At 30.0% G+C, this 23,143-nt stretch carries 23 protein-coding genes; 14 read left to right on the forward strand and 9 right to left on the reverse strand.

The genetic code is table 11. From position 1 onward, the window contains the following. Positions 1–100: 100 nt before the first annotated feature. The 6 genes from gyrB to E0E45_RS14820 all read right to left on the reverse strand — a co-directional run bounded on the left by gyrB (position 101) and on the right by E0E45_RS14820 (position 6,113). A complete protein-coding gene (gene gyrB, locus E0E45_RS14795) occupies positions 101–2,008 on the reverse strand; it encodes a DNA topoisomerase (ATP-hydrolyzing) subunit B (protein ID WP_130891873.1) in 1,908 nt (635 codons plus the stop codon). Beyond that, positions 2,001–2,270 carry an extracellular matrix regulator RemB gene (gene remB, locus E0E45_RS14800; RefSeq protein ID WP_130891874.1) on the reverse strand — a complete coding sequence of 90 codons (270 nt, stop codon included), beginning with the start codon at positions 2,268–2,270 and terminating at the stop codon, positions 2,001–2,003. Before remB ends, gyrB begins: the two co-directional genes overlap by 8 nt. A gap of 3 nt (positions 2,271–2,273) precedes the next feature. Next, positions 2,274–2,816 carry a DUF721 domain-containing protein gene (locus E0E45_RS14805; protein WP_130891875.1) on the reverse strand — a complete coding sequence of 181 codons (543 nt, stop codon included), beginning with the start codon at positions 2,814–2,816 and terminating at the stop codon, positions 2,274–2,276. Beyond that, complete coding sequence (gene recF / locus E0E45_RS14810) at positions 2,770–3,897, reverse strand: DNA replication/repair protein RecF (RefSeq protein WP_130891876.1); 1,128 nt, start codon at positions 3,895–3,897, stop codon at positions 2,770–2,772. The genes E0E45_RS14805 and recF overlap by 47 nt, the downstream gene beginning before the upstream one ends. Before the next feature lie 33 nt (positions 3,898–3,930). Then, the gene (gene yaaA / locus E0E45_RS14815) at positions 3,931–4,137 is read right to left on the reverse strand and encodes a S4 domain-containing protein YaaA (protein ID WP_130891877.1); all 207 of its coding nucleotides are present in this window, start codon (positions 4,135–4,137) and stop codon (positions 3,931–3,933) included. Between the two features lie 185 nt (positions 4,138–4,322). Further along, the gene (locus tag E0E45_RS14820; RefSeq protein ID WP_130891878.1) at positions 4,323–6,113 is read right to left on the reverse strand and encodes a replication initiator protein A; all 1,791 of its coding nucleotides are present in this window, start codon (positions 6,111–6,113) and stop codon (positions 4,323–4,325) included. Between the two features lie 848 nt (positions 6,114–6,961). On the opposite strand from E0E45_RS14820, the gene rpmH reads away from it, so the two are divergent. From rpmH to E0E45_RS14865, 9 genes are all read left to right on the forward strand, one after another. After that, entirely contained in the window at positions 6,962–7,096 is a 135-nt protein-coding gene (gene rpmH, locus E0E45_RS14825; protein WP_005978558.1) for a 50S ribosomal protein L34, read from the forward strand. A gap of 84 nt (positions 7,097–7,180) precedes the next feature. Then, the gene (rnpA, locus tag E0E45_RS14830) at positions 7,181–7,531 is read left to right on the forward strand and encodes a ribonuclease P protein component (protein ID WP_130891879.1); all 351 of its coding nucleotides are present in this window, start codon (positions 7,181–7,183) and stop codon (positions 7,529–7,531) included. A gap of 2 nt (positions 7,532–7,533) precedes the next feature. Beyond that, on the forward strand, positions 7,534–7,779 hold the full coding sequence (yidD, locus tag E0E45_RS14835) for a membrane protein insertion efficiency factor YidD (RefSeq protein ID WP_130891880.1): 246 nt from the start codon (positions 7,534–7,536) through the stop codon (positions 7,777–7,779). Next, positions 7,776–8,402, forward strand: a complete 627-nt coding sequence (locus E0E45_RS14840; RefSeq protein ID WP_130891881.1) for a YidC/Oxa1 family membrane protein insertase — start codon at positions 7,776–7,778, stop codon at positions 8,400–8,402. The genes yidD and E0E45_RS14840 overlap by 4 nt, the downstream gene beginning before the upstream one ends. A 3-nt stretch (positions 8,403–8,405) precedes the next feature. Next, positions 8,406–9,191, forward strand: a complete 786-nt coding sequence (locus E0E45_RS14845; RefSeq protein WP_130891882.1) for a protein jag — start codon at positions 8,406–8,408, stop codon at positions 9,189–9,191. A 9-nt stretch (positions 9,192–9,200) separates the two neighbouring features. Further along, positions 9,201–10,571, forward strand: coding sequence for a tRNA uridine-5-carboxymethylaminomethyl(34) synthesis GTPase MnmE (gene mnmE, locus E0E45_RS14850; RefSeq protein WP_130891883.1), 1,371 nt, complete (start codon positions 9,201–9,203; stop codon positions 10,569–10,571). Positions 10,572–10,642: 71 nt separating this feature from the next. After that, on the forward strand, positions 10,643–12,493 hold the full coding sequence (mnmG, locus tag E0E45_RS14855; RefSeq protein ID WP_130891884.1) for a tRNA uridine-5-carboxymethylaminomethyl(34) synthesis enzyme MnmG: 1,851 nt from the start codon (positions 10,643–10,645) through the stop codon (positions 12,491–12,493). Positions 12,494–12,637: 144 nt separating this feature from the next. After that, on the forward strand, positions 12,638–13,273 hold the full coding sequence (locus tag E0E45_RS14860) for a CatB-related O-acetyltransferase (protein WP_130891885.1): 636 nt from the start codon (positions 12,638–12,640) through the stop codon (positions 13,271–13,273). A gap of 106 nt (positions 13,274–13,379) precedes the next feature. Next, positions 13,380–13,886, forward strand: coding sequence for an adenylate kinase (locus tag E0E45_RS14865; RefSeq protein ID WP_130891886.1), 507 nt, complete (start codon positions 13,380–13,382; stop codon positions 13,884–13,886). A 405-nt stretch (positions 13,887–14,291) separates the two neighbouring features. On the opposite strand, the gene E0E45_RS14870 is transcribed toward E0E45_RS14865, so the two are convergent. Then, positions 14,292–15,788 (reverse strand): glutathione ABC transporter substrate-binding protein, encoded by a 1,497-nt coding sequence (locus E0E45_RS14870; protein WP_130891887.1) that lies wholly within the window; start codon positions 15,786–15,788, stop codon positions 14,292–14,294. 307 nt (positions 15,789–16,095) lie between these two features. Between E0E45_RS14870 and mfd the strand changes: the two genes are divergently transcribed. Genes mfd through spoVG form a run of 5 tightly spaced genes read left to right on the forward strand, consistent with a single transcriptional unit; the run spans position 16,096 to position 21,335 of the window. Next, entirely contained in the window at positions 16,096–19,047 is a 2,952-nt protein-coding gene (gene mfd, locus E0E45_RS14875; protein WP_130891888.1) for a transcription-repair coupling factor, read from the forward strand. 3 nt (positions 19,048–19,050) lie between these two features. Next, complete coding sequence (gene mazG, locus E0E45_RS14880; RefSeq protein WP_130891889.1) at positions 19,051–19,809, forward strand: nucleoside triphosphate pyrophosphohydrolase; 759 nt, start codon at positions 19,051–19,053, stop codon at positions 19,807–19,809. A gap of 58 nt (positions 19,810–19,867) precedes the next feature. Beyond that, positions 19,868–20,158 (forward strand): RNA-binding S4 domain-containing protein, encoded by a 291-nt coding sequence (locus tag E0E45_RS14885; RefSeq protein WP_096404487.1) that lies wholly within the window; start codon positions 19,868–19,870, stop codon positions 20,156–20,158. Continuing rightward, the gene (ispE, locus tag E0E45_RS14890; RefSeq protein ID WP_130891890.1) at positions 20,158–21,018 is read left to right on the forward strand and encodes a 4-(cytidine 5'-diphospho)-2-C-methyl-D-erythritol kinase; all 861 of its coding nucleotides are present in this window, start codon (positions 20,158–20,160) and stop codon (positions 21,016–21,018) included. The genes E0E45_RS14885 and ispE overlap by 1 nt, the downstream gene beginning before the upstream one ends. A 32-nt stretch (positions 21,019–21,050) precedes the next feature. Then, on the forward strand, positions 21,051–21,335 hold the full coding sequence (gene spoVG, locus E0E45_RS14895; protein ID WP_130891891.1) for a septation regulator SpoVG: 285 nt from the start codon (positions 21,051–21,053) through the stop codon (positions 21,333–21,335). 61 nt (positions 21,336–21,396) lie between these two features. Here the strand turns inward: spoVG and speD are convergent, their stop codons facing one another. Both speD and E0E45_RS14905 read right to left on the reverse strand, forming a co-directional pair. Further along, complete coding sequence (gene speD, locus E0E45_RS14900) at positions 21,397–21,771, reverse strand: adenosylmethionine decarboxylase (RefSeq protein WP_130891892.1); 375 nt, start codon at positions 21,769–21,771, stop codon at positions 21,397–21,399. 15 nt (positions 21,772–21,786) lie between these two features. After that, on the reverse strand, positions 21,787–22,959 hold the full coding sequence (locus E0E45_RS14905) for a bis-aminopropyl spermidine synthase family protein (protein ID WP_130891893.1): 1,173 nt from the start codon (positions 22,957–22,959) through the stop codon (positions 21,787–21,789). Positions 22,960–23,143: the final 184 nt, after the last annotated feature.

Consider the following 23,143-nt stretch of genomic DNA (forward strand, 5'->3'; position numbering starts at 1 on the left):
CTAAAATTTCTCAGCTTCTAAAGCAGAATATATACATTTCTTCTTTGATTCTAAAAATTTTTCATATATTAATATTTTATTATTATTCATATACATATTATTAGATATCAAGATTTTTTACATATACTGCATTCTCTTCTATAAATTCTCTTCTAGGATCTACTTTATCTCCCATTAATTTATCAAAAAGCATATCTGCTGCTCTTGCATCATCTATAGTTACCTGCAGAAGTGTTCTTGTATCAGGGTTCATAGTAGTATCCCATAGCTGTTCAGGATTCATCTCTCCCAGCCCTTTATATCTTTGAAGAGTATATTTTCTGTCATCCCCTTCAAAAACCTCTGTTATCTCTTTAAGTTCCTTATCTGTATAAGCATATCTTATCTGCTTACCAGTAGTTATCTTATATAGAGGTGGCTGTGCAATATATACATTTCCATTATAGATAAGATCTACCATAAATCTGTATATAAAAGTAAGAAGTAATGTTCTAATGTGAGCACCGTCTACGTCAGCATCTGTCATAAGTATTATCTTTCCATATCTAAGTTTTTCTATATTGAAGCTGTCACCAATACTTGTACCAAAAGCTGTTATCATAGCCCTTACTTCGTTATTTTCAAGTGATTTATGAAGTCCTGCTTTTTCAACATTCAGTATTTTTCCTCTCAATGGAAGTATAGCTTGATGAGATCTATCTCTTCCCTGTTTTGCTGATCCTCCTGCTGAATCTCCCTCAACTATGTAAATTTCGCATTCATCTGGATTTTTAGATGAACAGTCAGCAAGTTTACCAGGAAGTGATCCAACTTCCAGAACCGATTTTCTAAGTACCAGCTCTCTAGCTTTTTGAGCTGCTTCTCTGGCTTTTTTAGAATTAAGTATTTTTTCTATTATTATCTTAGTATCATTCGGATTATCTTCCAGAACTATTTTCAGATTAGTTCCTACTAAAGTTGATACTATACCTGTAACCTCTGAGTTACCAAGTTTTGTTTTAGTCTGCCCTTCAAATTGAGGCTGAGGAACTTTTACAGAAACAATTGCTGTAACTCCTTCTCTGATATCATTTCCTTGAAGTTTTCCATCTTTTTCCTTCAGATATCCTTGAGCCTTTCCTACATCATTTATTACTCTTGTCAGAGCAGTTCTGAATCCACTTACATGAGTTCCTCCCTCATGAGTGTTGATATTATTTACAAATGAGTATATAACTTCTGCTTGATTTACTGTATAAAGGAAAGCAATGTCTACAGCTACATTATCAACTTCTCCAGACATATATATTGGCTCAGGTATAAGTTTTTCAGTTTCCTCAGTTATCTCTTTAAGGAAATCTACTATACCTCCTTCGAATTTAAATTCTTCTTTTTTATAAGGTTCTTTTCTACTGTCACTCAAATGTATTTCTAAACCTTTATTTAAATAAGCCAACTCTTTTAATCTATTTTTTAAAGTATTATAATCATAAATAAGAGTTTCAAATATCTCATGGTCAGCTTTGAATCTTACTGCTGTCCCATGTTCTGTTGTCACTCCAATCTCTTTTACATCCTCTTCTGGTATACCTCTATTATATTTTTGATACCATATTTTCCCATCAGTTTTTACAGTTACATCTGTCCATTCTGAAAGGGCATTTACTACTGATACCCCTACTCCATGAAGTCCTCCAGATACTTTGTAGTTGTCATTTTCAAATTTTCCTCCTGCATGTAAGACAGTAAGTACTATCTCTAGAGCTGATTTATTGTACTTAGGATGGATACCAACTGGTATTCCTCTTCCATTATCAATTACTTCTATAATGTTGTCTGGAAGTATGTTTACAATAATCTTATCACAATATCCTGCAAGAGCTTCGTCTACAGCATTGTCTACTATTTCCCATACAAGATGGTGAAGTCCTCTTTCAGAAGTGGTACCTATATACATTCCAGGCCTTTTTCTTACAGCCTCCAGTCCTTCAAGGACCGTAATATTTTCCGCTTGATAATTACTACTCATTACTATTACTACCTCCGCTTATTCTAAGATACTCATTTCCTCGGCTCATCAGAGTTGATAATGCATATGATGTAAAATATATTTTATCATCAGTTATCACTACACTTTTCTCCTCTTCTGGAGCTAAATTTATTATTTTTTTAATTTTTATTTCACTATTATAAAACTCTTTATTATCATTACTTTTAAAATGTATATAATCAATAATACTTATAATATCCTTTGCTGAAATTATCAGTTCATTTTCTAAATAAATATACATACTTCATCCTCTGCCTTTTTTATCTCGGCATATTTTGCACATATCTTCTGTGCCTTTGAAATATGCTCCGCATTCTGGACATTTTTTATATCCCGCTTCTAATAAACGCTGCTCCTTTTTTTCAGCAGATTTTTTCAGATGCTCTATTTTTTGAGATATATCCATTTCATTAAAATCTATATTTAAATATTTATCCTCAGAAACTTTCTCTTCAGATAAATTATTATTATCCATATACATATCATCATATATCTCTTCTTCTTTTATTTTAGAGATACGAAATGACATATCGTTTATTATATCTGCATTTAATATTTCATTAACTTTTTCTATATATTTTTTCTTATTCATCTCCATAAAGTGAAGCACTGATGAGTTTTCCACAGCAGTATAAAGTACATTTTCTTTTATGTAAAGAACCTGACTTTTCTCAGAAAGTTTTCCTGCAATATTTTTCCATTGAGCTTTGAGGATACCCTCTTTTAATCTTCTGCTCTTTTCAATTGCCCTTTCTATCATTCTCCCTATGTTCTCTATCTCTATCATAGCTAATTTCACCTTTTTCCACATAGAAATTTTTAGTGTCTATTCCAAGTCCTCCTGTTGAGCTAATAAAAACCTGTATATTTCTTTTTTCCAGATAGTTCAGTATACTATCTTTTCTGTTAGAATCAAAATATGAAGATATATCATCAATTATAAGAATTGGACTCTCTTTTTTCTCTCTCAGTACCATATCTATTTCTGAAAGCTTCAAAGAAAAAATAATTGATTTTTTTTCTCCTTGAGAAGCTGTTGATTTAGCTTCATAAGAGTTTAGAAAGAATAAAAAATCATCTTTTTGAGGTCCTGAAAGTGAAAAACCATATCTCAATTCCTGACCTAATTTTTCCTCTACCCTTTTTCTAAGTGCATCTTCTATTTCTTTCAGAGTCATCTTTTTCATATTTCCAAGATGGCATTGATATTGAAGACTCAGTTCTTTTTTATCATCAAAAAGTTTTCTATAATTTAGATTAAGAATGATAGATATTTTTTTTACATATTCCATTCTTTTCTCTATAACTTTAGCTCCATATTTTACAAATTCATCTTGATATATAGCAAATTCAGGCTCTTTATGCTTTTTTTCTTTTAAATATTTATTTCTTATTTTCAATATCTTATTAAAGTTTTTCAGTTCTTGAAAATATTCATTGCTGGTTTGAGCTATCTCCCCATCAAAAAAATTCCTTCTGACAGAAGGAGATCCTGTTATCAGTACTATGTCTTCAGGAATATATGTCACTACATTGAGCTTTCCATAAAATTCATCATACTGTACTCTCTTCCCATTGTAGCTATATTCTTTTTTATCTTCATTATTAAATTTTACAGTAAGGGTCTTTTCCCCTATATTATCTTTATAAACTATATAAACACCTGTTCGTTTATGTCCATACTTCATCATTTCATTGCTTTTACTGGTTCTGAAGCTCTTACCTGTAGAATTGAAATACAATGCTTCCAGGAGACTAGTCTTTCCTTGACCATTTTTTCCATAAAAAAGATTAAGTTTAGGAAAAAATTTTACATTTCCATCTTGAAGATTTCTAAAATTTACATAATTTATCTCTAGTATTTCCAACCCTTTCACCTCAGGCCAATCAATATCTCATAATTATTTTACTATGAAAACTCTTCCCTCAGCTTCAACTTTATCACCTGGGTAAAGTTTTTTACCTCTTCTTATCTCTAATTCTCCATTAACTTTTACATTTCCCTCAGTTATAAAAAATTTAGCATCTACTCCAGTATCACATATCCCAGTCCACTTTAAAAATTGATCCAGTTTAATAAATTCAGTAGATATTTTTACTTCTTCCATTTTTCCCCCTTAAAAAATTATACTCAAGCAATACGATGCCACTATATATAATACCATATTTTTTGATATTTTAATAGTTTTTATATTTCAAAAATATGTATATGAATAATAATAAAAATAAATATTTTAATAAAAAAACTGATCAAAAATATATCTTCAAAACATTCTGATCAGCTTATTTTTAATTATTCATCTTTTATTACTCTTTCAATATATCTTTTTATAGTATTTAAGTATATATTCTTAGATTTTGATTTCATAGTAAGAAGAAAATTAACATCTATTCCCTCTTCCTGTGAACATATTTTCAATGCTTTTTCCTCTATCTTTAATTTTTCAAATTCATCATAGTTATTATATTCAGCCATTAAATCCTTTGGTATATCAGTATCATTTATTATATCTTTAATACTGCTTATAACAGGTTTTTTAACACTTCTTCTAGCTTGATTAATCTTTTTCTTACTCTTCAATCCTTTTTCTTTTACTATGTTATTGAAAAGAGTAAGATTCTGTTTGTTACTACTGCTTTCATCAGCAGAAATATTTTTAAGTATCCCATTAATATATTGTACAAGAGTTGTTTTTATATTTCCATTAAGATTTTTATACAGTATAGAAAGAACTTCTTTTGCTGTTGTTTCTCCCTCTTCTCTGCATATTTTCTTTATTTTATTGTCAGTTCTTCTGTCCCACGCCCTCTGTACATAGATGTTTCTTTTAGCTTTTTGCACCTTTTCCATTATATCTCCTGGAAACTCTATAGCTGGTTCTTTATGTTTAATCTCTGGTTTAGATATTTTTTCTTTTGAACCATATTCAACCACTTCAGCATCTTCTATGTCTAAATTATTTTTAGCTGCAATTGCTGTTGGTCTTTTTCTTCCCATATCCTTTGCACTTTTATTTTCAAGGAAAGAAGATACATGACATTCTCCATCTTTCTCTTTATTGAAAATGTAGTTAATATAGTAATTGTCCTCTTCTTTTATGTAGTCTGAATTATATTTAATAATATATCCCATCTCTACAAGTACATCAAAAGCTTTTTCTATTCTTTTCAATACTTGCTTAACTCTGCATAGGATATATTGTTTTATTTCACCATTTTTATTTACTCTTTCAGTGACCTGTTCTGTTTTCAAAGGGATTATTGCTGCAAGAGTTCTAAGATTTATTCTTCCATCCATACTTTCATATCTTATTTTACTTATGTATTTATATATTCTTCCTGCAATAGGATCCTTTGTCAATATTTCAAGAAGTGATTTAGAATTGTATTTTATATATCTTTTATCTTTTATCTTCTGTCTTATATTTTTATTCAAAGTAACTCTATAATATATTTTTTTTCCTTTTTTAAGTTTTTGATATGTTAGAAGTTTAAATTCCTCATCTTCAAATTTATATTTTCCAAGCTTTGTATGATTAGAAACGATAAATTGATACTCTGTATTTTTTAAATTTTTCAAAGCTTGTTCTACTTTTGAGTAGTAAGTTCTATTCATTTTATTTCCAAGGAAGCTTACTATAAAATCTGAAATTTCAAACTCTATATATTCATCTGAATCCTCTAGCTCTTTTTTTATCTCATACATTGAAATAAGATATGTATATATTTTTTCTTCAAATGTTGAAGGCTGGAAAACTTTGTCAGCATTATCTTTTGCTACAAGAGTACAATACATTGTAACTCCCAGATCTTCAAATGAATATTGAAAATTTACCCTTTTATTTTGTTTTTGTGGAGTAAAGAAAGGAAATACAATCATTTCAACAGGAATATTAATAATATTCTCTTTAAGATTTAAGAAATTTCCTGTTTCTTTGATAACCACTTCTCTCACTTCTATATCAGGAACTGTATTAAGTTTTATTTCAACATTCCTTATATCTTCTACTAGTGATCCACTTTGTGATATCTTGAAACTATCTAAAATTTCAAAATTATTATCTGCAGAGTCATCTTTTTTCATAAATTATTCTCCCCTCTAAGTCGTAAGTAAATGTATAAGGCATACTCCTAATAAAATGTATATAATGAATAATATAACATTTTTTATGTATATCCACAATAATATTTTTTATATCATAAGTATATTAAATTTGTATAAATATAAGCTCTTGATTTTTAAGGATTTTTAACATATACTCTAAAAAAGAAGTGTTTTTCCAATTCTTTATAATCCCTTAAGAATCAAGGTTTTGATCTTTTGTATATACTCAATAATAAACAACAGAATTTTATTTTAACATAAAATTCAAATAAAATAAAGATTAAAAATGTATATGGATAATAATATTTTTTTTAATTCATTGAAAATACTGGTTTACCTAATGTGTATATTGATAATAATATTTTTTGATATTTTTCTTTCTAGTTTTTTTGAGGAGTCTCAAGATTTTTATTTTTTCCAATCCTTGAATTTACTAAGATATATGATGTGTATATCAATAAAAATAAAATACATATCTTTTTTGAATATTTCTTCAATGATATCAATGGTTTTTTGATAGACCAATTTTTATATTGGTCATTACATTAAACAAAAAAACAATATAACAACTAATATTTTTTTTGGTTGGTCTCTTTATTTTTTTTGAAAAGAAAATAATTTAGAAAATCTTATATAAAAATTTAACTGTAAATATCTAAAATAACTGATTTTCTTATATATGTATATAAGCAATAATAAAAAAAATTATAGTTTTTTTGAAAAAATTCTGTAGAAATTTATTAAATTTTCTAATAATCACTTGACAAAACAAGAATTTTCCTTTAAAATTACTATCTGAAATATAGAATTTTTTTGGAGGTGAAAAAATGAAAAGAACATTCCAACCTAATCAAGCTAAAAGAAAGAAAGATCATGGGTTCAGAGCTAGAATGGCTACTAAAAATGGAAGAAAAGTTTTAAAAAGAAGAAGAGCTAGAGGAAGACAAGTATTATCAGCATAGAACCCGGTGTTTTAAACCACCGGGTTTTTACAAGAGATAGTTATCGTGAAATAATAATTCAAAATTATCGGGAGTTTTAATACTATGAATAATTTAAAAAAAGACAGAGAGTTTCAAATAATCTACAATTCTGGAAGAAAAAGTTTTGGTTATTACTCTCTTATTTTTTTTAAAAAGAATGAAGAAAATTTGAAGAGATGCGGTTTCGTTGTAAGTAAAAAAACTGGAAATGCGGTTTGTCGGAATAGGCTTAAAAGATTATTTAGGGAGTATTATCGTAAATTTGAAGATCAGCTCAAGGACGGATATGATATCATTTTCGTAGCCAAGAGGACAGCTGGAGAGAAAGTGAAAACTCTCAAGTATCAGGATATGGAAAAAGATCTCATGAAAGTAATGAAGAGCAGCAGACTTTTTAAAAGTCAGGAAAGTTAAATATGAAAAAAATTATACTTTGTATGATAAAATTCTACCAAAAGTATATATCAATATTTTTAGGAAAAAACTGCAGGTTTATTCCTACTTGTTCAGCCTACACATATGAGGCTGTTGAGAGATTTGGTGTTGTTAAAGGTGTATATCTGGGAATTAAAAGGATAATAAAGTGTCACCCCTTTAACCCAGGAGGGTTTGACCCTGTACCTGAAAAGAGAGAAAAGAAAAAATTTCGGGAGGATAAATGAAATATATTAGTGGTATTTATGGATTATTAAAAGGTGTCATAGAAGCTATGCTGGTTTTTATGCACAATCTTACAGGGAATTTTGGACTTGCTATTATTGGAGTAACTATTTTAATGAAAATAATACTTCTTCCATTGACTTTAAAACAAGATAAGTCTATGAAAAGTATGAAGAAGTTACAACCTGAATTGGATAAATTGAAAGAAAAGTATAAAGGTGATCCTAAAATGCTTAACCAGAAAACAATGGAGCTTTATCAGCAGCATAAAGTTAACCCAGCTGGTGGATGTCTGCCTCTATTGGTTCAATTACCAATATTATGGGCATTGTTTGGAGTATTAAGAGGGGGAATTGTACCTCAAGATTCAACATTCCTATGGATGGAACTTGTTAAACCAGATCCTTTCTATATCCTTCCAGTATTAAACGGAGTAGTGTCATTTGTACAGCAGAAAGTGATGGGATCATCAGATAATCCTCAAATGAAAAATATGATGTATATGTTCCCTATCATGATGGTATTTATCTCTTATAAAATGCCAGCTGGATTACAAATTTATTGGTTAACATCAAGTTTGGCAGGAGTTATTCAGCAGTATCTGATTATGAAAAGAGGAGAGTAATTTATGAGTAATGTTATAGAAATCAAAGCCATGAATAAGGAACAAGCTATAACTAGAGCTTTAAAAATATTAGAAGCATCACCAGAACATGTAGTAAGAGTAAAAGAAAAACAGAAAAGCCTATCTTTTCTAGGATTATTTAATAGAGAAGGTATTTATGAAATAGAAATAGATAAAGAATTAAAAAAAGAAATAGTAAAACCTGAACCTAAAAAAGAGGTTAAGCAGGAAATAAAAGAACATAAGAAAAAAGAAATTAAAGAACATAAAGAGCACAAAGAATATAAAGAAAAATCAGAAGTTAAAGAGAAGCAGCATAAAGAAATAGTAAAAGAAAAATTGGAAGAAGCAGTGGATGCAAGTGACCTTGTGGAAGCTAAAGCAAAAGAGCTTCTTGAATATATAGGGCTTAACCTTCGTGTAGATGTAAATAAAGTCCATGACAGAACCTATCTTGTTAATCTTTATGGAGAAGATAATGGGATAATAATAGGAAAAAAAGGAAAGACTTTAAATAGTTTTGAGTATCTATTGAACTCTCTATTAAAAGAATACAGAATAGAAGTGGATGTAGAAGGATTTAAAGAAAAAAGAAATCAGACTTTAAGAGAATTAGGTAAGAAAATGGCTGAAAAAGCATTGAAAACTAATAAAGCTGTAAGACTTAATCCAATGCCTCCTAGAGAAAGAAAAGTAATACATGAAGTTGTAAATAAATATCCAGAACTGGATACATTCAGTGAAGGTAGAGACCCTAAGAGATATATAGTTATCAAGAGAAAAAAATAGGGAGGAACCATGCTTTTCGATACAATAGCAGCTATTTCTACTCCACGTGGTGAAGGTGGTATAGGAATAGTTAGAATCTCAGGAAATCATGCTTTAGAAATACTTGGGAAAATATTTAAACCAAAATCTAAAAAAAATGTTGAAGATTTGAGAAATTTTAGTATAAATTATGGACATCTTTATGACGGAGAAAATTTAGTAGATGAAGTTCTTGTTTCAATAATGAAGGCTCCAAATACATATACAAAAGAAGATATAGTGGAAATAAACTGTCATGGAGGTTTTGTCATCACTGAAAAAGTACTGGAAACAGTATTGAAAAATGGTGCAAGAATTTCAGAAAGTGGAGAATTCACTAGAAGAGCTTTTTTAAATGGAAGACTGGATCTGACACAGGCAGAAGCAGTAATGGATATAATTCATGGAAAAACAGAAAAATCAGTATCTCTCTCATTGGATCAATTGAGAGGAGATTTAAAAGAGCAGATTGGACATTTGAAAAAACTAGTGCTAGATGTTGCTGCTCACATAAATGTGGTACTTGATTACCCAGAAGAGGGGATAGATGATCCTCTTCCAGAAAACCTTGTAGGTAATTTGAGAGAGGTAATGGATACTACAGATATTCTTATCAAGTCATATGATAAGGGAAAAATGATAAAAGAGGGTATAAAAACTGCAATAGTTGGAAAACCTAATGTTGGTAAATCAAGCATACTCAACTCTGTATTGAAAGAGGAGAGAGCTATAGTAACTCATGTAGCTGGAACTACAAGGGATGTAATAGAAGAAGTGGTGAACCTGAAAGGGATACCTCTTGTATTGGTAGATACTGCTGGTATCAGAAAAACAGATGACCTTGTAGAAAATATCGGAGTAGAAAAATCTAAACAACTTATTGAAAGTGCTGATCTGATACTATTTGTAGTAGATGGTTCAAGAGTCTTAGACGAGGAAGATATGAGAATACATGAAGCTATAAAAGCTGAAAAAGTTATAGGGATACTGAACAAGATAGATATAAGAGAAGATATAGATCTTTCACCTTTGACTAAGATAAATAAATGGCTGGAAATATCAGCTATAAAAAATCAAGGAATAGATGAGATGGAAGAAGAAATATATAACCATATCATTGAAGAAAATGTAGAAGACAGTTCTCAAAAGGTGACAATAACAAATATAAGACATAAGTCTGCCCTGGAAAAAACAAAGCAGTCTATTGAAAATATATTTGAAACTATAGAGAATGGACTTCCTATGGATCTAATGGCAGTTGATATCAAAGGAGCTTTGGATTCATTATCTGAAGTAACAGGAGAGATATCGAGTGAAGATCTGCTGGATCACATATTCAGTAATTTCTGTGTAGGGAAATAATAAATGAGAGTGGCTTAAAATTAGTCACTCTCTTCTTACTTTTAATACCTAAGATTTGGAGGAAACAAAAAATGGGAATGAAACAATATGAAGTGATAGTAGTAGGAGGAGGGCATGGTGGAGTAGAAGCAAGTCTGGCAGCAGCAAGACTTGGAAAGAAAACAGCTATGTTTACTCTATATCTTGATACTATTGCTATGATGTCATGCAACCCTTCAATAGGAGGACCAGGAAAAAGCAATCTTGTTGCTGAAATGGATATACTTGGTGGAGAGATGGGAAGACACACTGATAAATTTAATCTCCAGTTGAAGCATCTGAATGAAAGCAAAGGACCAGCTGCAAGAATAACAAGAGGACAGGCTGATAAATATCTCTATAGAACAGAGATGAGAAAAATTCTTGAACATACAGATAATCTTGAAATAATTCAGGATTGTGTAGATGAAATTATAGTTGAAGATGGAAAAATAAAAGGAATAATAACAAGACTTGGAATAAAATATTATGCTGAATGTGTAGTTCTGGCTACTGGTACATTTTTAAAGGGAAAAATAGTAATAGGGGATGTGGCTTATTCTGCTGGAAGACAGGGAGAAAACTCAGCTGAAAAACTTTCTGATAGTTTAAGAGAGCATGGAATAAATATTGAAAGATATCAGACTGCTACACCTCCAAGGCTTGATAAAAGAAGCATAGATTTTAGTAAAATGAAGGAATTAAAAGGGGAGGAACACCCAAGGTATTTCTCTATATTTACTAATAAAGATAGAAATAGTGTAGTTCCTACATGGTTAACTTATACTACAGAAAAAACAATAGAAGTAGCAAAAGAAATGCTGCAGTATTCACCAATAGTAAGCGGAATAATAAAAACTCATGGACCTAGACACTGTCCATCACTAGATAGAAAAGTAATAAACTTTCCAGATAAATCTAATCATCAGATATTTTTGGAACTGGAATCAGCAGAATCAGAGGAAGTATATGTAAATGGACTTACTACTGCAATGCCTCCATTTGCTCAGGAAGCTATGATGAGAACTATAGCAGGACTGGAAAATGCAAGGATAATGAGATATGGTTATGCAGTAGAGTATGATTATGCTCCTGCAGCTCAGCTTTATCCAAGTCTGGAGTGCAAAAAAGTAGAGGGGCTTTACTTTGCAGGTCAGATAAATGGAACATCTGGTTATGAAGAGGCTGCATGTCAGGGATTTATAGCTGGAGTAAATGCTGCCAGAAAGGTAGATGGAAAGGAACCAGTTATTATTGACAGAAGTGAAGGATATATAGGTGTACTTATAGATGATATAATTCACAAGAAGACACCAGAGCCTTATAGAGTCCTTCCATCAAGATCTGAATATAGATTAACTCTTAGGTTTGATAATGCTTTTATGAGGCTTTTTACAAAGGCTAAGGAGATAGGAATTCTATCTTCTGAAAAACTTGATTACCTAGAAAATTCTATAAAAATAGTAAATGATGAAATAGCAAGATTAAAAGAGATAAGTGTACCAATGGTACAGGCTAATGTACTTCTTGAAAAACTTGGATCAGATCAGAAACTTACTAAAGGTGTCAAAATAGGAGATCTTTTAAAAATAAAAGAGGTAACTTATGACAGCTTAAAAGATATAACAGAGATAAATGATTATCCTGGATTTATAAAAAATCAGATAGAAACAATAATAAAATATGAGATATTTATTCAAAGGGAAAATGAGCAAATCGAGAAATTTAAAAGACTTGAGGAAGTAAAAATACCTGTTGATTTTGATTTCTCTGAAGTAAAAGGAATATCTAATATAGCTAGATGTGGACTGGAAGAAATAAAACCACTTTCAATAGGAGAGGCTTCTAGAATAAGTGGCGTTACAGGAAATGATATAGCCCTTTTAGTTGGGTATTTAAAATAAAAATAAAAATAAATATATTATTATTATGTATATACATATTAATAAAAAATTCTCTGTTACTTTAATGGAGGTGAAAAAATGAAGCTTTGCATTGTTTTTTCTGGAGTAGTTTTAAAATAGATCAAATTTTAAAAGGAGATTGTGATGACTATTCCAGATGTAGATAAAATATATCCAAGAACAAATGATAAACAGATAGTATATTTAAAAAATGTAATTACAAATTCCAATATTCAAATTGGAGATTACACAATTTATAATGATTTTTACAATGATCCAACTGAGTTTCAAAAAAATAATGTGCTGTATCATTATCCAATAAATAAAGATAAACTTATCATTGGAAAATTTTGTTCCATTGCCTGCGGAGCTAAATTCTTAATGAACTGTGGCAATCATACACTGCATTCTTTATCTACTTATACTTTTCCATTATTTGGTGAAGAATGGGGACATAAAATAAATGTAAGAGATTCATGGGATAACAAAGGAAATATTATAATTGGAAATGATGTATGGATTGGCTATGAAGCTGTGATATTATCAGGGGTAACTATTGGAGATGGGGCTATTATAGGAACAAGAGCAGTTGTAACTAAAGATGTACCACCTTATACAATTGTTGGAGGAAGTCCTGCCAGAATAATAAAAAAACGATTTTCAGATGATATAATAGATAAATTACTTAAAATGAAATGGTGGAACTGGCCAGAAGAGAAAATTGCTGAAAGCTTGGAGTATATACAGGCTGGAAATTTATCTAAATTAGAAAAAGTATAATAATACTAGAATAAAACATTTTAAATTATAGAGAGAATGGCTACTAAATTAAGTAAAAAAGAGTTTTTAGCTATTCTCTTTTTTATATAATGAGGGAGAATAAATTATGATTATATTGATTGCAGGAAGCTCACATACTGGAAAAACACTTATGGCACAAAAGTTATTAGAAAAATATAAGTTTCCATACTTATCCATTGACCACTTAAAAATGGGATTGATAAGGAGTGGGAAAACAGCTCTTACTCCAAATGATGATAATGAACTAACTGCTTATTTGTGGCCTGTTGTTAGAGAAATGATAAAGACAGCAGTTGAAAACAAACAAAATCTTATAGTAGAAGGATGTTATATACCATTTGATTGGAAGAAAGATTTTGAGGAAAAATATTTGGAACATATGAGATACTTTTGTCTTATTATGACAGAAAAATATATTCAAAAAAATTTCTCTAAAATAAAAGGCTATGCAAATATTATTGAAAAAAGAGCTAATGATTCATTTTGTACAAAGGAAATGATGATAGAAGAAAATATTAAAAATTTTGAAATGTGTCAAAAATATGATTGTGATTATATATTGATAGATGATGAATATGTGATAGAAATTTAATTTAGAGAGAGTAAAAAAGCATGAAATTGACTTTTTAAGAAAATGTGGTATAATAAAGATACCTGAAAGGGTACTTAAATGAATGTAATAAAAAACGCTATGAGATAGGCTTTCACTATGTGAAAGCCTTTTTCATATCAATAAGTAATTAGCGTTTCTTATTGATAGTAGATAAATTACATTCATTTAAGGAGGTTTAGTATGTTTAAACTGGAGTTTCATTTTGATAACAATAAGATTGAAGGGGGTACTTTAATAATTATCCTTTTAATCGTTGCTGTTTTGGTGATTTGCTTCTTAGTTTACTAAACTAAGCCTCAACCCTGCGGGGTTTATATAAAAAGTTTTTTTAATATAAAAACAGCCATCAAAGTTAATTTGACAGCTGTTTATTTTTAATTTATATTATTTTTTTGTAATTGGTGCAAGATAGTGTGTTCCTTCTGGATGGAAAACAAATCCCTCTATATTTTTCTGCATTCCTGTAATTTCATCAGGATAAACAAGTGAGAACATAGGAAGATCTTCCTGAATTATATCTTGAATTTCTTTATAGTATTTAATTCTATCTTCTGGAACTGTACTTTCTCTTGCTTTATCAAGAAGTTCATCAACTTTTGGATTTTTATAGAAAGTTCTATTTCCAGCTCCACCTAAGTTTTTAGAGTGGAATAAAGCATACATAGCTGAGTCAGAGTCAGCACTAGAAGACCATCCAAGTATAAACATATCATGTTCCCCTTTAGCAACTCTGTCTAAATAAGAACCCCATTCAAGAACTTCAATCTGTACATCTATGCCTATTTGTTTAAGTTGATCTTGAAGGATAACTGCAGTATCTTTTCTTACACTTTTATCATTTGTCCATATTCTAGCTTTAAATCCATTAGGATATCCAGCTTTAGTCAATAATTCTTTTGCTTTAGCTATATTTTGAGTATAAAGTTTAGCATCTTTATTGTATCCAAATACATTAGGAGATACAGGAGAATTAGCTTTTTTAGCAGCTTTTAAGAAAACAGCATCTATGATACTGTCAACATCAGCAGCATAAGCTATAGCCTGTCTAACTTCTTTTTTATCAAAAGGAGGTCTTTGAGTATTGAACCCAAGATATGTCATACTCATAGCAGAATTCTGGTCTGCTTTTAATTTAGGATTGTTTTTTACCATATCCATATCAATAGGATCTATATCATAAGCAATATCAGCTTCCCCAGTTTCAAGAGCTATTGTTCTGTTTGTTCCTTCTGGAATAACTCTGAATGTCAATGAGTCAACTCCAGGTTTTCCTTTATAATAATCAGGATTAGCTTTTAGAACTATTCTGTCTGCAGAAGTCCAAGATACAAACATAAATGGTCCAGTTCCTACTGGATGCTGTCCATAGTCGTTTCCACCAGCCTTTACAGCTTTTTCACTCATTATACCAGCACCTACATGGGCTAAGTAGTTAACAAGAGGTCCATAAGGAACTTTAGTTGTTATTTTAACCGTATTTTCATCTACAGCTTCTATTTTATCAAGGTCACCAAAATATGCCATTAAAGAAGGAGCTTCTGTAGCCTGTTTTAAACTAAATACTACATCTCCAACTGTAAGAGGATCTCCATTATGGAATTTAACCCCTTTTCTTATTTTTAGTACAAGAGTAAGAGGGTCTACCTGTTCCCAGCTTTCAGCCAATCCAGGTACCAAATTCATATCTTTGTCTTTTTCAATAAGTCTATCATAGATATTTATATTTACTCTATGAGTAGGAATGTCATTTGAAACTTGAGGATTCAGACTTTTTGCATCTGAGTTTTGTGCTACCACAAGTTTTGTTTCTTTTGCTTGAAGAGTAAAGCTTGATACTGTGAGGACTGCCATTGTGAGCAGAGCAAGTAGTTTTTTGTTCATAGTTGTTTCCCCCTTTATTATTTTAATATAATTTTAAAAAAAAAATTTCTTTTTAGATAAAAATGAATAAATATTTTTTATTGTTTGATTATATTATGTTTTTTTCCATTTGTAAAGGAAAAAAATAAATATATATGGTTAGTTTGGGAGATAGTGAAAATTGGTTAAAAGATAATTTATTATTGAACATATACATATGGAAAAGAGTATTTTTCAAAATATTTAAACAGAAATATTTTTTCACTATGAAAAGTTGAAAATACAGAGTAAAATATATACATGAAAAAATAAATTTATGGAGTGAGTCATGATAACAGAATATAGAGGAAGGATACCTTTCCTGCTCAAAGATATAAAAGGAAACATAGTATATCTATGCTCATCCAACAAGAACATTGAGGATTATTACAATACCCTCAGTGATTTTTATGATGGAAAAATTTTAAAAATTGAAAGCAGTTATGAAAATGAAGAGTTTGAAAAACTTAACTATGACTTGCTTAAACTTTTAAAATCCCCAAATAAATTTGCCATACTCATATCTTTAGAAGCATTTCTCAGAGATTATGCATTGGAAGGAGACAAGCTTTCTTTTGTAAAGGGAAAGGAAATGAGCATAGGTAAAATACAGGAAGATCTTATAAAAAATAAATTTGATAAAGCATATATGATTGAAAAAAGAATGCAGTATAGCGTAAGAGGGGATATTTTGGATATCTTTTCAAGTGATGGAGATTATCCTGTAAGAGTTGAATTTTTTGGAGATGAGATAGAGAGAATAACATATTTTGATCTTGAAAGTCAGAAGAGTATAGAAACACTTGATAATATCAATGTGTATATAAACAATAATAAAGATGGAAAAATATCTTTTTTTGATTTGGTTAAAAAGAGTAAAATTAAAGGATTGAAGATATATTTTGAAAATAATGAATTGTTGAGATATAAATTAGAGGAAAATATACTCAGAGAGAGGGAAGAGGAAGAAAAGTTTCGAGGAAGATTTGAGGAACTGTTGGAAACTGGTGAGGAAGTAGAAATAAAAAGATTCTCAGAAGAAGAAATAAAGAAATTTGAGGATTATGATTATATAAAAAAATTGAGCCAGAAAGAAAATATACTTTTGATGTCAGAAGAGGAAAAGAGATATAAGGAGATATTTGAAAACTATAATATTGAGATAGAGAGATATCCTCATTATGAAGGATATAGAGAAAAAGACAGGCTTATACTCACTGACAGAGAACTAAAAGGAATCAAAGTAAAGAGAGAAGCAAGGGAAAAGGTAAATTTAAAATATAAAGATGTATCTCAAATCAGAGAAAATGACTTTATAATTCATGAAAATTATGGAGTAGGTATCTATCAAGGGATAGAAACTATGAATGGACAGGATTATTTAAAGATAAAGTATGCTGATGAAGATAAACTTTTTGTTCCTGTTGAAGGAATAAATAAAATTGAAAAATATGTATCTACTCCTGGAGTAATACCTGATATATACCAGTTAGGGAGAAGAGGATTTAAAAGAAAAAGACAGAAGCTGGAAGAGGAAATGGTGGCTTTTGCTAAAGAAATCATTGAGATACAGGCAAAGAGAGCTTTTGAAAAGGGGTATGCTTTTTCTCATGATACAGTATGGCAGGAGGAATTTGAAGAAAGCTTTCCATATAAAGAAACAGCTTCTCAGTTAAAAGCTATAGAAGATGTAAAAAGAGATATGGAATCAGATAGAATAATGGATAGAGTAGTCTGTGGAGATGTGGGATATGGTAAGACAGAGATAGCTTTGAGAGCAGCTTTTAAAGCTTCTATAGATGGAAAACAGGTAGTTGTAATGGTTCCTACAACAGTGCTTGCACAACAGCATTATGAGAGATTTACAGAAAGATTTAAAAACTATCCTGTAACTATTGAAATATTGAGCAGATTAAAAAGTGAAAAAGAGCAGAAAGAGGTACTTAAAAAAATATCAGCAGGGACTATTGATATAGTCATAGGGACTCACAGAATACTTTCATCAGATGTAAAATTTAAAGATTTAGGTCTTGTAGTAATAGATGAGGAACAAAAATTTGGTGTGAAAGCTAAAGAACAGCTGAAAAAACTGAAAAATAAAATAGATATGATAACCCTTACTGCTACACCTATTCCAAGAACATTGAATCTTTCACTTTTGGGAATAAGAGATCTTTCTGTAATAGATACTCCTCCAGAAGGAAGAAAGCCTATCGAAACAATGTTTATAGATAAAGATGATAAAAAACTAAAAGAGATAATTATGAGTGAGATAGCCAGAGAAGGTCAGGTTTTCTACATATTCAATTCTGTAAAAAATATAGAAAGTAAAACCAATGAACTTAGAAAGCTTCTTCCAAATTATCTGAAATTGGACTATATACATGGGCAGATGCTTCCAAAGGAAATAAAAAATAAGATAAAAGATTTTGAAAATGGAGATATAGATATGCTTGTTTCTACTACTATAATTGAAAATGGTATAGATATAGAAAATGCAAATACTATGATAATAGATGGAGTGGAAAAACTGGGATTATCTCAAATATACCAGCTGAGAGGACGTATAGGAAGAGGAAGAAGAAAGGGATACTGTTATCTTCTCACTAAGGAGCATCAGACTAAGAAAGCTAAGGAAAGAGAGGAATCCATCAAAAATCTTGGAGATTCAGGAGGAGGATTCCAGCTTTCTCTTGAAGATATGAGAATAAGAGGAGCAGGAGAGATACTTGGAGATAAGCAGCATGGAGCTCTTGAGACTTTTGGATATAATTTGTATATAAAAATGCTGAATGAAGAGATACAGCGTATCAAAGGAAATGCTCCAGAAGAAGAGATGGAAATGGAGATAAAAATAGATATGCCAGCATTTATTCCCGATGACTATATAGAAAAAGATGAAAAAATAGTAATCTATAGAAGAGCAGCTGAACTAAAAACTCAGGAAGAATTAAAAGAACTTGAGTCTGAAGTAAGAGATAGATTTGGAAATCCTCCAAGAGAGGTAGTAAATCTTTTCTACTATATAGGAGTTAAGATTAAAGCTAGAGAACTTGGAATTTCTGTAATCAGACAGGAAAAAAACGGATTCTTTGTAAGATTTCTAAATGAAAAAGTAAATATAGAAAAAATATCTCAAATGATGACAATGGGAAATCTGAAATATCTCAATAGAGAGGAAGGGGTATTCTACAGAGGGAATATCAACAGATTTTTTAATGAGTATGAGGGAGTGATGTAGTAAATGAAAGAATTTGACAGACTTGTAGAAATAATAAAGAGATTGAGGGGAGAAGGGGGATGCCCATGGGACAGGGAACAAACCCTTGAAACTCTTAAACCATGCCTTATGGAAGAAACTTGCGAGGTGCTGGAAGCTATGGATGAAGGTGGAGAGGAACTGAAAGGTGAACTGGGAGATCTTCTGATGAATGTGGTATTTCAGGCTGATATATGTGAAGATGAGGGAAAATTTTCAATAGAAGATGTAGCAAGAGGGATAAATGAAAAGATGATAAGAAGACACCCTCATGTATTCAAAGAAAAAGATGATTCTATAACTTCAGATGAAGTACTTGTAAATTGGGAAGAAATCAAAAAAACAGAGAAGATTCATGAAAAGAGAGAATCAGCATTAGATGGTGTTCCTATATATCTTCCATCACTTGCTAAGGCGGAAAAAATACAGAAAAAAGCTGCTAAGGTAGGATTTGATTGGACTGACACTAAAGATGTTATAGCCAAGGTGGAAGAGGAGCTGGAAGAGCTGAAACAGGCTATCAGCAATAATGATGATGAAAATATGAAAGAGGAGCTTGGAGATTTACTTTTTTCTATAGTAAATCTTTCAAGATTTTTAAAAATAAATTCAACAGATGCTTTGGAGAAGACAATAAAAAAATTTGATACAAGGTTTAGGTATGTAGAAAAGCACTGCGATTTAACGACTTCTTCATTAGATACAATGGAAAAATTTTGGAATGAAGCAAAAAATAAACATTGACATATGCAAAAAATATAGTATATATAATTAATAAGAACAGGAGGTTTGAACATAATATATGAGATTGGATAAATTTTTAAAAGTAAGCAGAATAATTAAAAGAAGACCTATTGCAAAAGTAGTAGTAGATGGTGGAAAAGCTAAATTAAATGGTAAAGTAGCAAAAGCTGGAACAGAGGTAAAAGTAGGACAGATTCTTGAATTGGAATATTTCAATAAATATTTTAAATTTGAAATACTGGAAGTTCCTGCTGGAAATGTAGCTAAGGAAAAAACTTCTGAACTTATAAAAGTTCTAGACAGCAGAGGTATAAAAATAGATCTGGATAGTGAGGAGGATATTTTCTAGTGAAATTTTCTTTGAATTCCAACGGAAAGATAAATATAGGTTTAAATGTGACAGGCAGGCGTGAAGACGGCTATCATCTTCTAGATATGGTAATGGTGCCTATCAGCTTAAGTGATACTATGACTGGAGAAATAGAAGATATAAGTGGAACATTAACTATTAAAACTAACAAGAAGTCTATACCAACAGGAAAAGAAAATATCTTGTATAAGATATATGACAGATTTTATAATGAAAGTAATCTGGAAAGAAGAAAAGTATATGTGTATCTTAAAAAAAGAATACCACATCAGGCTGGGCTTGGGGGAGGAAGTTCCAATGGAGCATTCCTGCTTAAACTGCTGAATGATTTTCATGGAAAGTATTTCTCTATGGAAAAAATGATAGATATAGGAAAGAGTGTAGGAGCAGATATTCCATTCTTTCTGATAAATAAATCTGCCAGAGTTAGAGGTATAGGAGAAAGTATTGAAATAATAGAAAACAATCTGGACAGTGCGTTGATAGTTATAAAACCAGATTTTGGAGTTTCTACAGGAAAAGCATATAAAAATATGTATATGCTCAATAATAAAAAAGATGCTGATATAGATAGAATAGTTCTGGGACTAAAGGAAAACAGCCTGTCTACAGTGGAAAATAATATAGAAAATCATTTAGAACAGGGTCTTTTACTTGAAGATAAAAACATAATAGATTTCAGAAAAAGATTAGCAGCTTTAAGTAATATGAAATTCTTTATGTCAGGAAGTGGAAGTGCATATTATACTTTCGCTGACAAAAATGAGAAAGAAAATATATATAAAATATTAAAAGAGCATTTTAAAAACTGTGAAGTACATCTTTGCAGTTCTTTATAGATGATACTAAAATAAGGGAAGGTGCATTAATTATGAAAATCACAGACGTTAGACTAAGGGCAGTAAAAAATGAGAATGAATTGAAATTGAAGGCTTATGCTGATGTAACATTCGATGAATGTTTTGTTATCCATGGTCTAAAGATAATCGATGGTCAAAAGGGGATGTTTGTAGCTATGCCATCAAGAAAGATGCCTGATGGTGAATACAAAGATATAGCTCATCCAATCACTCCTGAATTAAGAAAAGAAATAACTGATTCAGTTATAGCTAGATACAATGAAATGGATCTAGAAGAAGAAGTTGTAGAAGAATAATTAATTAAAAAATCTGGGGAAAAAAATAACCTGAAGCCTTAAACGGTTTCAGGTTGTTTTTTTATCTTTTAAAAATTTCTTTTAAAGAACCTCTGGCCATCTTTTTTAAATCAAATCTTTCTGCTTTTAATTTTATTTCTAAAATAGTGAAAGCTGCTAAAGGGTCTAGTATATCTCCACAGGTAAATAAATCAACAGCGGCATATTTGTATTCTGGCCATGTATGAATGGTTAAATGAGATTCCTCAATAACAATTACCCCACTGACACCCCAAGGATTAAAAGTATGAAATACACTTTTTACTATTGTAGCTCTGGCTGCTTCAGCTGCTTCTATCATATATTTTTCAATTAATAATGTATTTTTTAATATTTCAACATCACAGTCATAATATTCAACTAAAAGATGTTTTCCTAATTGTTTTAATTTAAACATAAATTCTCCTTAACTTTAAGTAGTTATATTTTTTCTTTGAACTAAATCAAATATCTTATTGTTACATTTGTAACATCCAGTATTTTTTAGACTTTCAATATTTTTTATTTTTTCATAATTACCTATCTTTGTTATTTTTCCGCATTCTCTGCATTTATAAAAACGTACTGTTTTCATAAATTCTCCAGTATACAGAAAACCATTATGAGCATTTTTTATTAATGGATTTGTTATATCAGTAGTTTTAAGTACTATCATCTGCCCTATATTTCCAATGATCCCAGCTCCTTCATAAGTATTGAATTTAGGAGTTATAGTTGAAATAACAAGCTTCATAGTTAGAAAACTTTTCTGTATATTTAATTGATAAGCTGGTGGTTTATGAGCAAAAGAAAAATAGATATTGAGATTGCTATGATTCTTTAAAGCTTCTATTCCTCTTGAAAGGAAGAGGTTCATTCCTTCTAATGTATAAGGTGGATCTGTAAAAAAACAGTCAAATCTATTTTTAAATTTATTAGATAGAGGAGCTTTTAAATCTACATATTCACATTTAATTGGGAGAGACTCCTTCACAGCTATATCATTTATATATTCAATAATCCTTTTATCAATGTCTATTACAGTAATTTTAGTATCTTGATAAAAAGTATGAGGAAAAAGTTTTTTTAACAAAAAACCTAGAGCAACACTAACTAAATCATCATCACCTAGGCATAAAATATTTTTTCCAATTAGGTCATAATTTTTAAGACACAGCATAGCTCTTTTTAAAGAAGTATCTACACTTGATTTTGATTGATCTAAAGTCACATCTACTTGGGGGCGACCTTGAAAAATCTTATGTATTTCTTCCTTTATTTCGTTAATTACTTTATGTTCTTTTTGAGTATCTGTAAGTAATTTAAGATAAAGTTCTTTATTTATATTTTTAAATCCTAATTTATTTTCTACAAAGGATATTCCATTAGGAGTCAGCCTTGTTCCCCTGTCTTGAATAACCAGTTTTTCTTTAATAAATTCTTTTTTTACAGCAGCTGTAACAGGGAGGGGCAGAAAATTTATTTTTGCCAGTTCTTTAGTTGATATGCCTTCCTGTAGGTATATTGTTATCAATATATTTTCTATAGTTTTATTTCCTTCTTCTAGGTTTACTTTTTTTTTAATTTTTTCTATATAATTAAGCATTGACTATTATCCTCCATTTTTAATTAAAATAAAAAAGAAAGATGGATAAAAATAAAAAAGGCTATAATAACATTAAAGTCACTATAACCTTTTATCACTTAAATTAAATAACAAATATAATGGATATTAAGCCTTTATAAATTAATTTTAAAATATAATAAAAATTTTAAAATAATTATAGACT

Source organism: Fusobacterium ulcerans ATCC 49185, from assembly GCF_900683735.1.
In the GTDB taxonomy this organism is placed as follows: Bacteria; Fusobacteriota; Fusobacteriia; order Fusobacteriales; family Fusobacteriaceae; genus Fusobacterium_A; species Fusobacterium_A ulcerans_A.

Coding starts and splice junctions, on each gene's coding strand:
- gyrB (WP_130891873.1), bottom strand. CDS start 2,008: ATGAGTAGTAATTATCAAGCGGAAAATATTACGGTCCTTGAAGGACTG.
- remB (WP_130891874.1), bottom strand. CDS start 2,270: ATGTATATTTATTTAGAAAATGAACTGATAATTTCAGCAAAGGATATT.
- E0E45_RS14805 (WP_130891875.1), bottom strand. CDS start 2,816: ATGATAGAGATAGAGAACATAGGGAGAATGATAGAAAGGGCAATTGAA.
- yaaA (WP_130891877.1), bottom strand. CDS start 4,137: ATGGAAGAAGTAAAAATATCTACTGAATTTATTAAACTGGATCAATTT.
- E0E45_RS14820 (WP_130891878.1), bottom strand. CDS start 6,113: ATGAAAAAAGATGACTCTGCAGATAATAATTTTGAAATTTTAGATAGT.
- rpmH (WP_005978558.1), top strand. CDS start 6,962: ATGAAAAGAACATTCCAACCTAATCAAGCTAAAAGAAAGAAAGATCAT.
- rnpA (WP_130891879.1), top strand. CDS start 7,181: ATGAATAATTTAAAAAAAGACAGAGAGTTTCAAATAATCTACAATTCT.
- yidD (WP_130891880.1), top strand. CDS start 7,534: ATGAAAAAAATTATACTTTGTATGATAAAATTCTACCAAAAGTATATA.
- E0E45_RS14840 (WP_130891881.1), top strand. CDS start 7,776: ATGAAATATATTAGTGGTATTTATGGATTATTAAAAGGTGTCATAGAA.
- E0E45_RS14845 (WP_130891882.1), top strand. CDS start 8,406: ATGAGTAATGTTATAGAAATCAAAGCCATGAATAAGGAACAAGCTATA.
- mnmE (WP_130891883.1), top strand. CDS start 9,201: ATGCTTTTCGATACAATAGCAGCTATTTCTACTCCACGTGGTGAAGGT.
- mnmG (WP_130891884.1), top strand. CDS start 10,643: ATGGGAATGAAACAATATGAAGTGATAGTAGTAGGAGGAGGGCATGGT.
- E0E45_RS14860 (WP_130891885.1), top strand. CDS start 12,638: ATGACTATTCCAGATGTAGATAAAATATATCCAAGAACAAATGATAAA.
- E0E45_RS14865 (WP_130891886.1), top strand. CDS start 13,380: ATGATTATATTGATTGCAGGAAGCTCACATACTGGAAAAACACTTATG.
- E0E45_RS14870 (WP_130891887.1), bottom strand. CDS start 15,788: ATGAACAAAAAACTACTTGCTCTGCTCACAATGGCAGTCCTCACAGTA.
- mfd (WP_130891888.1), top strand. CDS start 16,096: ATGATAACAGAATATAGAGGAAGGATACCTTTCCTGCTCAAAGATATA.
- mazG (WP_130891889.1), top strand. CDS start 19,051: ATGAAAGAATTTGACAGACTTGTAGAAATAATAAAGAGATTGAGGGGA.
- E0E45_RS14885 (WP_096404487.1), top strand. CDS start 19,868: ATGAGATTGGATAAATTTTTAAAAGTAAGCAGAATAATTAAAAGAAGA.
- spoVG (WP_130891891.1), top strand. CDS start 21,051: ATGAAAATCACAGACGTTAGACTAAGGGCAGTAAAAAATGAGAATGAA.
- speD (WP_130891892.1), bottom strand. CDS start 21,771: ATGTTTAAATTAAAACAATTAGGAAAACATCTTTTAGTTGAATATTAT.
- E0E45_RS14905 (WP_130891893.1), bottom strand. CDS start 22,959: ATGCTTAATTATATAGAAAAAATTAAAAAAAAAGTAAACCTAGAAGAA.